The organism is Streptomyces sp. NBC_01498 (genome assembly GCF_036327775.1).
Taxonomy (GTDB): domain Bacteria; phylum Actinomycetota; class Actinomycetes; order Streptomycetales; family Streptomycetaceae; genus Streptomyces.
The window spans coordinates 287,305-300,966 of record NZ_CP109598.1; the positions used below are offsets into that span (position 1 = coordinate 287,305).

Here is a 13,662-nt window from a genome sequence, read left to right on the forward strand (position 1 = left end):
CACGGAGGCGGTGACGGGGTGTCGGCGACGGAACCGGTACGTCCGGGGCGTGCCCAGTGGGCCGCCCTGATCCTGTTCGCGGGGGCGTCGGGCGCGGTGGACGTACTGGCGTTCACGGCACTGGGACAGGTCTTCGCCGGGGTGATGACCGGCAATCTGGTGCTGCTGGGGCTGTCGTTGACGGGGACCGGCGACGAGGGCGGCCCGGCCGCGCCGCTGCTGGCGCTGGCGGGCTATGTGGTGGGCGTCGCGGCCGTGGCGCCGTTCGTCCGGCGGCGGCCGGAGGAGCCGGAGACGCGCTGGCCGCGCGCGGTCGTGCGCCGGCTCGCCGCCGAGGTGGTGCTGCTGGCCGCCGTCGCCGTGGGGTGGGGTCTGGCCGGCGGGTCGCCGGAGCGGCCGTGGCGGGACGTGGTGCTGGTCGCGGTCGCCGCCGCCATGGGGACGCAGTCCGCCGCGCTGGCCGCCGCGGGGGCGGCCGGCGGCCCGGGGACGTACTTCACCGGCACCCTCACCCGGCTGGTCGCCGGGGTCGCGGGCCCGCGGGGCGTCCGTCGCGGGGATCTGGGTGCTCTGGCCCGGCTGATCGCGCTCGCGGCGGGCGCGGCCGGGGCGGCGCTGGCGCACGCGGCCTCGGCGCCCTGGGCGATGGTCGTACCGCTGCTCTGGGCGTCGGCGGCGCTGGCGTGCGTGGCCGTCCGCCCCGGCCGGCTCGGCCCGAAGGGCGGGCGCGGACCGCGGTGGGGCGGGCGCGGGTTCCGGTGGGGCGGGCGCGGGCGGGTGCCGCCGGGGTGACCGGGCGGTGTTCCCGTGGGCGAGGGCGACCCGGGGCTCGTGGCGCGGCCCGGTCGGCCCGGTGGGCGGTCCCCCGGCCCGTCTCGTACGTGACAATCCGGGGGAGCTGTCCGGAGAACCGCCGCCCGGGGCACCGCCCGGCACCCCGGGACCGGGCACCGGCCCGTTCGCGCCGTCAGGCGCGGACCGCCGACTTCTCCGCTCCGGCGGGCGTGTGCGTCCTCGCCGGACCGCCGGTGGCGGTGCGCACCGCCGGGATGACCGCCGCGATCGCGGCGGAGACCAGGGCGACGCCGCCGCCGATCATCAGGCCCGTGCGGAAGCCGCTCTCGGAGGTGAGGCTGAAGCCGCCGAGCTCGATCGTCATCTGCGAGAGGACCACCCCGATCGCGGCGGCTCCGACGGACGTGCCGAGCGAGCGCATCAGTGCGTTGAAGCTGTTCGCGGCGGCGGTCTCGGAGACCGGTACGGAACTCATGATGAGCGCGGGCATCGAGCCGTACGCGAGTCCCACACCACTGTTGATCACCATGATCGCCAGCATGATTCCCCACGCGGAGCCCATCAGCAGGAGGGCGAGCCCGTACCCCGCGGCGATGACGAGGACTCCGCCGAGAAGGGTGAGCTTCGGGCCGTACGCGTTGGTCAGCCTGCCGCCCAGCGGGGAGACGATCATCATCATGATCCCGCCGGGGGCCATCCACAGACCGGCCGCGAGCATCGACTGGCCCAGGCCGTAACCGGTGGCCTCCGGGTACTGGAGCAGCTGCGGGATCACGAGCATGCTCCCGTACATCGCGAAACCGACGAAGACCGACGCGAGGTTGGTGAGCAGGACCCGGGGGCGGGCCGTGGTGCGCAGGTCGACCAGCGGGTCGGTGGTGCGCAGCTCCCAGAAGCCCCAGCCGGTCAGGAGTACGACGGCGGCGGCGAACAGGCCGAGGGTGGTGCCCGAACTCCAGCCCCAGTCGGCGCCCTTGGAGATGGCGAGCAGCAGACTGACCAGTCCGGCGCCGAGTCCGAGCGCGCCGACCAGGTCGAACCGCTGCCCCTTGGCACCGGCCGGCACGTCCGGGATCAGGTACCAGATCAGCAGGGCGATGACCGTGGCCAGGACGGCGGAGCCCCAGAAGAGCACCCGCCAGTTCGCGTACTGGGCGACGGCGGCGGCGATCGGCAGGCCGAGACCGCCGCCGATGCCCATGGAGGCGCTGACGAGCGCGATGGACGAGCTGAGCTTCTCCGTGGGGACGACGTCCCGCAGCAGGGCGATGCCCAGCGGCACCATGCCCATGCCCATGCCCTGGAGCCCGCGCCCGACGATCATCGGGAGTACGGAGGACGAGAGGGCGCACACCACGGAGCCCGCGATCAGCGGCACCGAGCAGACGAGCAGCATCCGGCGCTTGCCGACCAGGTCACCCAGCCGTCCGACGACCGGTACGCAGACGGCCGCCACCAGGAGCGTCGTCGTGATCACCCACGTGGAGTTCGACGCCGTGGTGTGGAGAATCCGGGGCAGGTCGGCGAGGAGGGGCGTGACCAGCGTCTGCATGATCGCGGCCGTGGTGCCGGCGAGCGCCAGCGTCGCGACCACGCCGCCGGAGCGGGAGGTGGGTGGAGGGGCGTCCATGAAAGTGGGCTCCTGGGGCTGTCGGATCCGGAACAAGCATGTGCACGATACACATCACATGCATCCAGCACTTTACGTGCATGCTGCATAATCGTGAAACGACGGTGTCCGGGCCGTCCGGACCGGGTGGAAGAATGGCCCGGCGACAGAGGGCAGGAGGCGACACTGGCATGGTCGGGGCCACGCACGAGGTCGAGTACGAGCAGATGCTGCTCAGCCGCTACTCGTTCCTGAACCAGAAGGGCGGACGGCGCAAGGACGGTGTCCTGGAGCGCAGCGCGTACATCCTGCTCAGCCGTATCCGCTTGCAGGGGCCGATGTCGATCGGCGAACTCAGCGACGCCTTCGGACTCGACGCCTCGACCCTCAACCGGCAGACGGCGGCGGTGCTGCGCGCGGGGTTCGTGGAGCGCATGGCCGACCCCGAGGGCGGCATGGCGCGCAAGTTCCGCATCACGGACGAGGGCGCGCGGGTGCTCGACGAGGAGCGGGAGGGCATCGTGCGGTCCCTGGACCGGGTCATGGCCGACTGGCCCGAGGAGGAGATCGCGGCGTTCGCCGCCTGTCTCAGGCGCTTCAACTCCGACATCGAGCGGCTCGCCGGGCGGCCCTGGCCCCGGCTCTGAGCACACCGGCGCCCCCGGCCTCACTCGAATGGCGTACATGCGCCGAGGCGGCGGGGCCCGGTCGCCGACGGTGCCCCGGGCAGGCGTCCCGGTGTGGGAGACCGTTCCCGGCCCGGCCTCGCGGCGCGGTCCCTCCGGCCGTCGCCGGGTGTCGCCGAGGTGCGGGCGGCGCGCCGGGGTCGCCAGGGTGGAAGGGAGTACGCCGGCGGGTCCGTACGCCGGCTCCGCCGACAAGGAGACCGCCATGGCCACCTGGACCAAGGACGAACTGAACATGATCGGACGCGCCGACGAGCTGGAGGTCGCGCCCCTGAAGAGTGACGACACCACCCGGCAGCCGACGACCGTGTGGGTGGTCCGCGACGGCGACGATCTCCTCGTACGCGCCTTCAACGGCCGGAACGGCGTCTGGTACCGCGCCGCGACGGCCCGGCACGCGGGGCACATCAGCGCCGGCGGCGTCGACAAGGACGTCATGTTCGTCGAGCAGGACGACCCGGCCCTGAACGACCGGCTGGACGCCGCGTACCGCGGCAAGTACGGCACGTACAGCGAGGAGTACGTGGGCCCCATGGTGGCCGACACCGCGCGTGCCGCGACCCTCAAGCTCGTCCCCCGCTGAGCCGGGGGCCGTGCCCCTCCCTGATGACAAGGACCCCGTATGACCACCATCGCCATCGTCGGAGCGGGCAAGGGGCTGGGCGGCGCCGTGGCGCGGTGCTTCGGCCGTGAGGGCTTCGACGTCGCCCTGCTCTCCCGGACCGGGGCGCACGTCGACGCCCTCGCCGCCGACCTCGGCGCCGAGGGGGTGAACGCGCGCGGCTTCGCCGCCGACGTCACCGACCCGGCCGCTCTCGCCGCCGCCCTGGACGCGGCGGCGTCCGCGCTCGGGCCGGTCGAGGTGCTCCAGTACAGCCCGCTCCCCCACCCGGACTACATGAAGCCGGTCCTGGAGACCGGCCCGGCCGATGTGGCGGGCCCGTTCGCGTTCTCCGTCGTGGGCCCGATGGCCGCCGTCCGCCAGGTCCTGCCCGGTATGCGCTCGCTCGGGCGCGGCACGGTGCTGTTCGTCAACGGCGGTACGGCCGTCGAGCCGCATCCCGAGCGCGCCGGGACGTCGATCGCGTTCGCCGCCGAGAGCGCCTACGCGCGGATGCTGCACGACGCGCTCGCGGGCGAGGACATCCACGCGGCCCAGCTGATCGTCCCCGGCGCGATCACCCCCGGTCATCCCCGCAAGGACCCGGCGGTGCTCGCGGACACGCTGTGGGGGATGCACCGGGACCGCGGGGAGTTCCGGCACTACGCCGAGCCGCTGGACGCCTGAACCGGCCGATAGTCGACGGTCGGCGGCCGGCGGTCGACGGCCGGTAGTCGACGGCCGGTAGTCGACGGCCGGTGGTTGGCGAGTACGGGTCGGCGGGTGGTGACGGCCGGCGGGTGCGGGGGGCGCGCGGCGGCCGGGAATCCGCGCGGACCCGCCAACTCACCCACGCGGGAAGGGACTTCGGGCGCCGGGAGTCCCCCGGTGCGGCGCCTTCCGCGCGCTGCCGCCGGAGTCGGCGCCCTCGTCCCCGGTCGGCCACGGCGCCCTGTCCGCGTTCCGGGCGCCGGCGCCCGGAACGCCCCGGGACCGGGTACACCTGGAGCATGCCCCCGGCACCGCACGTACCCCTGGCCGTCGACGGACGCGGCAACTCCCTGCTGTCCTTCCGCGGCGGCCCGGAGGCGTCGCCGCCCACCGACGCGCCGATGCCGCTGGCGCTGGTGGTGCTCCGGCACGGCGACCGGGTGCTGATGGTCCACGACCGGCACCGCGGGGCCTGGGAACTGCCCGGCGGGATGATCGAGCCCGGCGAGACGCCCCGCCGGGCGGCCGTGCGCGAGCTTCTGGAGGAGAGCGGTCAACGGCCCGACGGCCCCGTGACGTTCGGGGGCTACGCCTGTTTCCTGCTCGCCCCGGACCAACGGCGCGAGTACGGCGCGGTGTTCACCGCCCGCACCACGGCCCCGCGTGTGTTCCGGGCGAACGACGAGACGACGGCGATCCACTGGTGGGACGGGCGGGAGCCGCTCCCCGGCGGCGTACAGGCACTCGACGCGTATCTGGCCCGCTGCCCGTCCCCGGACGCCGGACCCTAGGAGGGGACCGCCCTGATCAGGGTCAACGAGCCGAGCAGGAAGGGCTGTCGGCGCAGGGAACCGTGGCGGCGGTCCCAGGCGCCCGAGGCCAGGTCGCGGTCGAGCGCGGCGGTGCAGCGGTCGCGTTCCCCGGGGGTGAGGAAACTCCAGGACGAGCACGCCTGGCGGGCGTCGGGGTCGAGCAGGCGTTCGGGGCGGGCGTAGTACGCCTCGTTGAAGCCGTCCGTGCAGTCCGCCGGGACCGGTACCGGACGGACGGAGACCCGGCCGCCGAGTGTGCGGGTGACGGTCTCGATCGGCGGGTAGCGTCCGGCCTCGGTGTCGAGGACGCCGGGCGCGTAGTCGTACAGCCAGAACTCCCGTACCCGGCCGGGGTCGCAGGTCAGCACCACCACCGGGCCGCGTGCCACGCGGCGCAGCTCACGCAGGCCCGCCTCGGGGTCGCGCCACTGGTGGACGCTGAAGGTGGTCATCGCCGCGTCGAAGGTGTCGTCCGCGAACGGCAGGGCCTCCGCGACCGCGTCGACGGCGGGGCGCGGGTGCGGGGGCCGCTGCGCGCGCATGGCGGACGAGGGTTCGACGGCTGTGACGTCCAAGCCGGTCGGCTCGTACGAACCGGCGCCTGCGCCGACGTTGACGACCGTCCTCGCCGGTCCGAGCGCCTCGGTGACGCGTGCGGCGATGCGCGCGTCCGGGCGGCGGTGGCGGGCGTAGCCGTCACCGATCGTGCCGTGGTCCGCGTCTCCCGCGCTGCCGTCCGCACCCCTTTTGTTCATCACGAGAACATATTAGCCGGGCCGATCACCCGGGACGAGGGCGTGCCCCGGGCAACGGCCCGCGTGGGGCGCGTCAGTGGTGGTGTCCCTGCCGCCCCAGCGTCTCCACGGGGGTCGCGCCGGGGCGCGACCACTGCGGCACCGGACGGCTGGCCGGCCCCCAGGTGGCGTTCCCGTCGGCGTCCGAGCGCCAGGACCAGCAGGCGGCGTGACCCTCGGGCCAGCCCTCGGGCTTGTCCTCCCATGCCTCGCCGCGGCCGTAGGGCGTCATGTCGAGCAGGCCGATGGACGCGTTGACCACCTCGTTGCCGCGGCCCGTCGTGGAGTAGGTGAGGAACACCCGGTCGCCGTCGCGCAGGAAGGAGGTGAGGTGACCCATCTCGCCGCCGACCGGGGCGGGCGTGTCGCGCACCGAGTACCAGGGCTGGGTGTAGCCCATGAACGCGACGAAGGACGCCACCTCCTCCCACCGGCCCGGGGTCAGGACGGCGAACGACACGCCGCGCGCGTGGAGGTAGACGGCGTCCTTCAGATGCCAGGCGGCGGTCGTACAGCCCTCGCACTGCCCCTGGTGCGGCGCCCCGTCCCACCACATGTGCTGGTAGACGACGAGTTCGTCGCGTCCCTGGAACAGGTCCAGGAAGGGGACCGGGCCGTCGGGGCCGACGACCTCGACGGTGCCGTCGATCTCGGTCATCGGCAGCCGGCGGCGGGCCGCGGCGATCGCGTCGCCCTCGTGGGTGTGGGCCTTCTCGCGGACCAGCAGCTCGTCGCGGGCCGCCTGCCAGGTGGCCGGGTCGACGACGGGCGGCTTTCCGGGCAGGTCGTCGGTCGCGGGGCCGGGGGTGGTCGTCATGGGTGTCCTCCGTGGTGCGTCGCGGTACCGGGCGGTGTGACGGGCGGCGTCGTACGGGGTCGTGCGCCACCCGTGGGAGGAGACTCGCGGGACGTCCGGAACTCATCGGCGCGCGAGACGCTCAGACGTGGAACGGCACCGTCGTGACCACGACCTTGCGCAGGGGCCGCAGTGCCCGCCGCAGCCGTCGGGCGGTCCGGCTGTGCAGGGCGCTGTAGCGCCGCTGGCACATCACGATCTCCGGGAGGATCACGGTGAGCGTGAGGTCGGGCCGCTGGTGGTGCAGTGCCTCGATGTAGTTGACGAGGGGCGCGATGACGGCGCGGTAGGGGGAGAGCAGTTCCTGGAGCGGCAGGTGGTCGCCCCACAGCCGCCACTGGTCCCGGAACCGTTCGGCCTCGTGGGCGGCGGTGCTGACGTGGACGACGAGGACGGGCTGCTGGAGCGAGGCGGCGTACGCGAGGGCGCGCATTCCGGCGCGGTCGAGTGTCTCGATCAGTACGAGGGTGAGGTGCCGGATCTCCTCGGGCACCTCCTCCGCCTCCTCCCGCTCCCCCGCCTTCCCGGTGCGGGCGAACGCCTCCGGGTTCCTCGGGTGGTCCGGGTCCCGCGAACTCTCCACGCTCCGGGGCGGTACCTCGACGCGCGGCGCGATCGCGCGGCGCGGGAGTTCGATCGAGTGCCGCTGGAGGCGCAGCGCGGCGGCGACGGTGTCGTAATGACGGCGGATGTGTGTCGTGACGTACAGGAACAGCACGACCGCCACCAGCGCGACCCAGGCGCCCTCGGTGAACTTGGTGATGCCCGCGGTGACGAGGACGACGGCGGACAGCACCGCGCCGACGGCGTTGAACAGCAGGCTCTTGCGCCAGTGCCGGTCCCTCAGCCGCCACCAGTGGACCACCATTCCGCTCTGCGACAGGGTGAAAGCGAGGAAGACACCGACCGCGTACAGCGGAATGAGGGACGCGGTGCGGCCGTCGAACGCGACGTACACCAGGCCCGCCGCGACCGAGAGCAGGATGATGCCGTTGCTGAAGGCGAGCCGGTCACCCATCCGCGCGAAGAGGCGCGGCGCGTGGTCGTCGCGGGCCAGCAGGGACAGGACGCGCGGGAAGTCGTTGAAGGCGGTGTTCGCCGCGAGGAGCAGGACGGCGGCGGTGGCCGCCTGGGTGAAGACGTACATCGGGCCCGACCCGTAGTTGTGGTGGGCGAGTTGGGAGAGGACCGTCTCGCCGGACCTCGGGAGGATGCCGAGGAGATGGACGAGGGCGACGATGCCGGCGAACAGGACGACCAGGAGCCCGATCATCCAGGTGAGCGTGGTGCGGGCGTTGCGCCACTCGACGGGTTTGAACGCCGGGACCGCGTTGGAGATCGCCTCGATGCCGGTCATCGCCGTGGCGCCGGAGGCGAAGGCCCGCATCACGAGGAGCACGCCGAGCGCTTCGGTGCTGTCGACGGGCGGGGGCGGCACCCGGTGGAAGTCCCGGCCGGCCGCGTCGGAGAGACCGGCGGCGATCAGGGCCAGCATCGCGATCACGAAGGCGTAGGTCGGCGCGGCGAAGATGGCGCCGGCCTGCCGGATCCCGCGCAGGTTGCAGGCGAGGAGGACGGCGATGGCGGCGACGCCGAGCAGCACGGCGGAGGAGTCGAGCGACGGGACGGCCGAGGTGATCGCGGCGACCCCGGCCGCGATGGAGACGGCGACCGTCAGGATGTAGTCGGTCATCAGTCCGGCGGCGGCGATGAGTCCCGGCACGCGCCCGAGGTTGTCGGTCGCCACGATGTAGGAGCCGCCGCCGTGCGGATAGGCGCGGATGGTCTGGCGGTACGAGACGCCGATGGCCAGCATCAGGAACGCGATGGTGGCCGCGACGGGGATCGAGTAGCCGAGTCCGGCCGAGCCCGCGAGGACGAGGACGGCGAGCATGGCCTCGGGCCCGTACGCGACGGAGGACAGCGCGTCGGCGGACAGGACGGGCAGGGCGACGATCTTGCGCATCCGCTCGCGCGCGATGGCGGTGTTGGCCAGTGCGGGACCCAGCAGGACCCGTCGTACGCGGCCCCCCGCTCCGGACGGCCGGAGGGGGGCGGGCACGGGGGACGTGGGGCCTTCGCCGGGCGGGGCGGGGGGTGCGGGGGTACGGGTCGGGGGCGCGGCCCCGCGTGACGTGGTCGGGCCGAACGGGGACACCGGGACGACCCGGCCGAAGCGGGCGGGGGTGATCTGTGCCGGGGTCGGCAGGGCGCCCAGGTCCGGGTCGACCGGCAGCGCCTCGCGCCACACCTCCGGTTCGGCCGACACCCGCCGCCATTCGCGTCCGACGCTGCCGAGCACGCGCAGTTGCTGGGCGTCGAGGGCCCGGAGGGGGGTGCTGCCCGGGACGGCCGCGCTCCGTGTGCGGTTGGCGTTCGTCTTCTTACCGTGAGTGCCCGACATGCGGCAAGTGTGGCGGAATGCCGTCCTCGTCGGTGGGAGTGACGCCGGTGCGTTCCGACGGCGTCGGCGCGTTCCGGACGGCGTCGGTGTCAGGCATCCGTCACGCGGTCGGGGACCTCGGCCCCGTACACGCCCGGCACGCGGTCCCCGCTCGACCGGGACGGGGCCGGGCCGTCCGTGAGCCGGAGTACGGGGCTCACCGGTTGCCGCGCCGGAGCCAGTGGGCCCTTCGCTGCCGCCGGCGGTCGGACGGGGCCGCGCGCGGCGGCCCGGCGGGAGCGGCGCCGGTGTCCCCGGAGGCCTGCCCGGTGGTGCGGTCGGCGGGGCGCTGGAGGGTGTCGAGGGCGTAGTCCGTGCCGGCGATGCAGTTCACGAGTTGTTCCTCGGTGAACTCCTCCGAGCCCGGCACATGCGGGACGAAGCCGATCAGGGCGCCCTCGTTGACGATCTCCGCGTCGAGTCCGGCCGCCCCGTCGAGGTCCCACAGCGCCTCGATGGCGCCGTCGAGGACGACCCGGATCCCGAACTCGTAGACACCCGCGTGCACCGTGTGCGCCATGACACCGCGAGCACGCAGTTCGTCGGTCACTCGCGCGGCGCGATCCGCGTCCATACGCACCTCTTCACCTGCGACATCGCCGGGGCCCCCGCCGCCCGTCAGGTGGCGCGAAGCCCTCCGGCTTCCACGGTACCGCTCCCCCTCGCGCGACGCCGCGAGCGGTGAAGCCGCCCCGTCGTCGGGTGCCGAATCGCTGCCCCGGCGCCCGCCCGGACCCTTCCGGCGCCCGTTTCGGCGCATGACGCCGCCCGGTCGGGGGTTTCGCCGACCGGTGGGCCCATGAGTGGGCCCCCGGACCCTGCGCATGGGCCCGGGGCCGTCCCTACGCTCTCCAGTCCGATCGGGAGTGAACATGTCACGGCTTGGGCGAGGAGCTCGGATGAACGGGACGTACCACCGTCACGGAGCGCACGGTCGCGGTCGCGGCCGTGGTGAGACGGGTCAGGGCGGTGTCGAGTACGTCGCGATGATCGGTGTGGTGGCCGCGATCGTCGGCGCGATCGTGGCGCTGACCGTCCCCGAGGACACGGCCGTGGCTCTTGACGACGCGGTGTGCCGGATCGTCAACGCGGGTGACGGCGGCGAGGGGTGCGACTCGGGCAACGGTGACGGTGAGGACGGGGACGGCGGGGACGGCGACGGGCCGCTGCCTCCCCCGCCGCCGGGCGATCCCTTCCAGCCCGCGAAGTGCCTGCTCTCCCAGGACCAGACCAAAGAGACCGTGGTCGTCCAGATCCTGTTCATCAAGATCAGCAGCTCCGAGCAGATCAAGCTCCAGCAGTGGTCCGACGGCACGGTCACGCTGGAGCGCGTGACCGAGTCCGGGGGCGGTGTCACGGCCAGCATCTCCGCCGGTATCCCGGGGCTGAAGGACTGGGGCGGCAGCGCGTCGCTGAGCGGCAGTTACATGAAGGGCAGCGGCAGCGGCGGTCAGTGGCTGTTCAACGGCAACAAGACCGGTGACCCGCAGAAGGACCTGGAGCTGAATCTTGAGGACGCGAAGCAGTTCACCGAGTATCTGAAGGCCCAGGGCAAGTGCAACTCGCGCCCGCCCGGGGCGCGGTCCGCCGAGCTCGGCATGATCTGCAGCTACGACGCCAACAAGAAGAAGCCCGATCTGCCGCCGGAGAAGGCCCCGGACGTCGACATCACGAAGACCAGCACCGAGAAGTCGGGCAGCGTCAGCTTCGGCAAGGGCTTCACCAAGGGCAAGGGCGGCAAGGACAAGGACGGCAAGCCGACCGACCTCGGCAACATCTCGGGCGAGTTCGGCTCCGGGGCGATGACCGAGGACGTCGTCGTCATGCGCGCCAACACCGGCCCCGACGCCGGGAAGATCACCTTCATCTACACCTTCAGCGTCGACGCCAAGGGCGGCGAGATCGCCCAGGGCAAGGCCACCCGCATGCAGCAGGTCGCCGTCACCTACGACGCGGCGACGTACGACCAGGAAGAAGAGGACGGCAAGGAGCACCGCCCCGAGAAGCTGGTCATCACGACGAGTGAGGAGAACGGCGCGGGCGCCGGGGTCCAGGTCGGCGCGGGTGCCAACGTCGCCGGAACGCCCGTGACCATCGACGTCGGCGGCGGTGGCGGCACCATCCAGTCGCAGATCCACACCGAGTCGGCGGAGCTGGTCCTGGACAACGACCCGGACAGCAAGCTCGTCGAGGACTGGCTGCGCGGCCGGGGCGACTTCCCCGCCGGCGACGTCCTGCCCAGCCCCTCCGACGCCGCCGAAGCCCCCGGCAGCGACGCGGGCCCCCTCGAACGCCTCCTCCACGACAAGGCCAAACTCTCCCGCCTCGACTACAACGCCAACACCGACTGGTGGAACGCCTCCCTCGGCATCGGCTTCGGCATCTCCGCCGGCCAGGTCACCATGGGCTTCAAACTCTTCGGCATCGACATCACGCACGAGGAGAAGAACCAGACCATCACCGGCGACCCCTCCTACGCCACCGGACCCAAGAACGGCGGCGCGCGCCCCTGGGTCGAATGGACCAACTGCACCCAGACCAAGCCGATCACCTGACCGACGGCCGCCCGGCCGACCACGGCCGGCCGGGCGACCACGGCCGGCCGGGCGCCCCTTGATCCGTCGTGAGCCCCGGCACCCCCCACGGACGACCGGCCGGCGCCCACGACACCCGGTGCCCCGGGGCCGACAGGTCTGCCCCGGGGCACCGTCAACCTCCCGTGCCGCCGCCCGCACCGGGCGGGCCCGGCCCCGTCCGCTCCGGGAAAGTTCCGCGTGCCGTCTGCATCCGGGCGGGCCCCTCCCGCCGAATGCTGAGGAACGGCCGGTGCCCTACGGCACGACGGACGGCCGTTCGACGGCCGGCGGGCGGAGGCGAGGAGCGGTGGAGCGAGACGCGGACGTGATCGTCGTCGGCGCGGGCGCGTCCGGTCTCTCCCTCGCGTACCGGCTGTGTACGCCTCCGCCCGGCCGGCCCCTTCCCCGGGTGACGCTGATCGACGCTCCCCCCGGCCCGCTGCGACCGCCCGAGCGCACCTGGTGCTTCTGGGAGAGCGGGCCCGGAGACTACGACGGGGCGCTCGGCGCCTCGTGGGCGTCGCTGCGGGTCCGGGGGCGGGACGGCACGGAGACGGTCGGGCGGCCCGGTCCCTTCCGGTACAAGATGCTGCGGTCGGGCTCCTTCGAGGCGCTGGTGGCCGAACGGCTCGACGGGACCGGCGCGCCCGCCCGGGTGGCGGCCCGGGTCGACACGATCAGGGACCTTCCGGGTGATGCCGGGGCCGAGGTGACGGGCGTGCGCGCCGACGGGAGCCCGCTGACGCTGCGGGGCCGCTGGGTGTTCGACTCGCGTCCGCCGCGTGTTCTGCCGCCCGCGCGCACGACGCTCCTCCAGCACTTCCGCGGCTGGTTCGTCCGTACGGAGCGGCCGGTGTTCGATCCCGGGACCGCCGATCTGATGGACTTCCGCACCCCGCAGCCGCCGCGCGGGCTGTCGTTCGGTTACGTCCTGCCGACGGGCGCGCGCGAGGCGCTGGTGGAGTACACCGAGTTCTCCCGCGAGGTGCTGAACGACGCGGGGTACGAGCGGGCGTTGCGGAACTACACCGGGCGGGTCCTCGGGCTGGGCGACTTTGAGGTGACCGCCTCCGAGCAGGGCGTGATTCCGATGACCGACGGCCGGTTCGCACGCCGCGCGGGCCGTTCGGTGTTCCGTATCGGCACCGCGGGCGGCGCCACCCGCCCCTCCACCGGCTACACCTTCGCCGCCGTGCAGCGCCAGACGCGGGCCGTCGCCGCCGCGTACCACGCCGGACGGGTGCCCGCGCCGCCGCCCGCGTACGGGGCGCGGGCCACGGCGATGGACGCGGTGCTGCTGCGGGGGCTGGACAGCGGGCGGGTCGACGGGGCCGCGTTCTTCGAGGGGCTGTTCCGGCGGGTGCCGACGGAGCGGCTGTTGCGGTTCCTGGACGGGGACACCCGGCCGTACGAGGACGTGCTGATCGGCCTGCGCACCCCGGTCCGGCCGATGCTGCGCACCGTCGCCGAACTGCCGTGGCTGCGACGGCGCCCGCCCGGCGGGACCTGACGGCGGGGAGCGGACACGCCGCGCGGGCCACCGGACCGACACCACCGGCACCACGAGCAGCACGAGCACCACGACCGAAGAAACCACGACCCGGACCGACGGGACCGACCGGACCGGACCGACCCGACCCGCACGAACGGTGACACCAGAAGGAGACGGCTGACCGATGACTCTCCCGCCCGACCCGGGGCTCCCGCCCGGGTCAGCCCCCGCCGCACCCGCGTACGACCGGCCGTTCGCCGTCGGCCCCGGCCGGCGCGCGTCTCTCC

Annotated in this window: 12 protein-coding genes; 7 read left to right on the top strand and 5 right to left on the bottom strand. The window is 73.7% G+C overall.

All coding sequences use genetic code 11. The annotated features are described in order from the left end of the window. Positions 1-18: 18 nt before the first annotated feature. Positions 19-792, top strand: coding sequence for a YoaK family protein (locus OG875_RS00965; RefSeq protein WP_330172278.1), 774 nt, complete (start codon positions 19-21; stop codon positions 790-792). Between the two features lie 175 nt (positions 793-967). Here OG875_RS00965 and OG875_RS00970 read toward each other — a convergent pair whose 3' ends face one another. Beyond that, positions 968-2,425 carry an MFS transporter gene (locus tag OG875_RS00970; protein WP_330172279.1) on the bottom strand — a complete coding sequence of 486 codons (1,458 nt, stop codon included), beginning with the start codon at positions 2,423-2,425 and terminating at the stop codon, positions 968-970. Between the two features lie 170 nt (positions 2,426-2,595). Here OG875_RS00970 and OG875_RS00975 point away from each other — a divergent pair, with 170 nt between their 5' ends. The 4 genes from OG875_RS00975 to OG875_RS00990 all read left to right on the top strand — a co-directional run bounded on the left by OG875_RS00975 (position 2,596) and on the right by OG875_RS00990 (position 5,193). After that, positions 2,596-3,051 carry a MarR family winged helix-turn-helix transcriptional regulator gene (locus OG875_RS00975; protein ID WP_330172280.1) on the top strand — a complete coding sequence of 152 codons (456 nt, stop codon included), beginning with the start codon at positions 2,596-2,598 and terminating at the stop codon, positions 3,049-3,051. Between the two features lie 244 nt (positions 3,052-3,295). Further along, positions 3,296-3,673 (top strand): DUF2255 family protein, encoded by a 378-nt coding sequence (locus tag OG875_RS00980; RefSeq protein ID WP_330172281.1) that lies wholly within the window; start codon positions 3,296-3,298, stop codon positions 3,671-3,673. Positions 3,674-3,712: 39 nt separating this feature from the next. Beyond that, entirely contained in the window at positions 3,713-4,378 is a 666-nt protein-coding gene (locus OG875_RS00985; RefSeq protein ID WP_330172282.1) for an SDR family NAD(P)-dependent oxidoreductase, read from the top strand. A 323-nt stretch (positions 4,379-4,701) separates the two neighbouring features. Continuing rightward, a complete protein-coding gene (locus OG875_RS00990) occupies positions 4,702-5,193 on the top strand; it encodes an NUDIX hydrolase (protein WP_330172283.1) in 492 nt (163 codons plus the stop codon). Here OG875_RS00990 and OG875_RS00995 read toward each other — a convergent pair. The 4 genes from OG875_RS00995 to OG875_RS01010 all read right to left on the bottom strand — a co-directional run bounded on the left by OG875_RS00995 (position 5,190) and on the right by OG875_RS01010 (position 9,881). After that, positions 5,190-5,969: a class I SAM-dependent methyltransferase gene (locus OG875_RS00995; RefSeq protein ID WP_330172284.1), complete on the bottom strand. Its 780-nt coding sequence runs from the start codon at positions 5,967-5,969 to the stop codon at positions 5,190-5,192. The two genes, OG875_RS00990 and OG875_RS00995, sit on opposite strands and share 4 nt — an antisense overlap. A gap of 73 nt (positions 5,970-6,042) precedes the next feature. Beyond that, positions 6,043-6,825: a DUF899 family protein gene (locus OG875_RS01000; RefSeq protein WP_330172285.1), complete on the bottom strand. Its 783-nt coding sequence runs from the start codon at positions 6,823-6,825 to the stop codon at positions 6,043-6,045. A 121-nt stretch (positions 6,826-6,946) separates the two neighbouring features. After that, the gene (locus tag OG875_RS01005) at positions 6,947-9,268 is read right to left on the bottom strand and encodes an APC family permease (protein ID WP_443079037.1); all 2,322 of its coding nucleotides are present in this window, start codon (positions 9,266-9,268) and stop codon (positions 6,947-6,949) included. Between the two features lie 196 nt (positions 9,269-9,464). Continuing rightward, entirely contained in the window at positions 9,465-9,881 is a 417-nt protein-coding gene (locus OG875_RS01010; RefSeq protein WP_330172286.1) for a hypothetical protein, read from the bottom strand. Positions 9,882-10,206: 325 nt separating this feature from the next. Here OG875_RS01010 and OG875_RS01015 point away from each other — a divergent pair, with 325 nt between their 5' ends. Then, the gene (locus OG875_RS01015; protein WP_330172287.1) at positions 10,207-11,862 is read left to right on the top strand and encodes a hypothetical protein; all 1,656 of its coding nucleotides are present in this window, start codon (positions 10,207-10,209) and stop codon (positions 11,860-11,862) included. Positions 11,863-12,190: 328 nt separating this feature from the next. Next, entirely contained in the window at positions 12,191-13,393 is a 1,203-nt protein-coding gene (locus OG875_RS01020; RefSeq protein WP_330172288.1) for a lycopene cyclase family protein, read from the top strand. The last annotated feature ends 269 nt before the right edge of the window (positions 13,394-13,662 follow it).

Coding starts and splice junctions, on each gene's coding strand:
- OG875_RS00970 (WP_330172279.1), bottom strand. CDS start 2,425: ATGGACGCCCCTCCACCCACCTCCCGCTCCGGCGGCGTGGTCGCGACG.
- OG875_RS00975 (WP_330172280.1), top strand. CDS start 2,596: ATGGTCGGGGCCACGCACGAGGTCGAGTACGAGCAGATGCTGCTCAGC.
- OG875_RS00980 (WP_330172281.1), top strand. CDS start 3,296: ATGGCCACCTGGACCAAGGACGAACTGAACATGATCGGACGCGCCGAC.
- OG875_RS00985 (WP_330172282.1), top strand. CDS start 3,713: ATGACCACCATCGCCATCGTCGGAGCGGGCAAGGGGCTGGGCGGCGCC.
- OG875_RS00990 (WP_330172283.1), top strand. CDS start 4,702: ATGCCCCCGGCACCGCACGTACCCCTGGCCGTCGACGGACGCGGCAAC.
- OG875_RS00995 (WP_330172284.1), bottom strand. CDS start 5,969: ATGAACAAAAGGGGTGCGGACGGCAGCGCGGGAGACGCGGACCACGGC.
- OG875_RS01000 (WP_330172285.1), bottom strand. CDS start 6,825: ATGACGACCACCCCCGGCCCCGCGACCGACGACCTGCCCGGAAAGCCG.
- OG875_RS01005 (WP_443079037.1), bottom strand. CDS start 9,268: ATGTCGGGCACTCACGGTAAGAAGACGAACGCCAACCGCACACGGAGC.
- OG875_RS01010 (WP_330172286.1), bottom strand. CDS start 9,881: ATGGACGCGGATCGCGCCGCGCGAGTGACCGACGAACTGCGTGCTCGC.
- OG875_RS01015 (WP_330172287.1), top strand. CDS start 10,207: ATGAACGGGACGTACCACCGTCACGGAGCGCACGGTCGCGGTCGCGGC.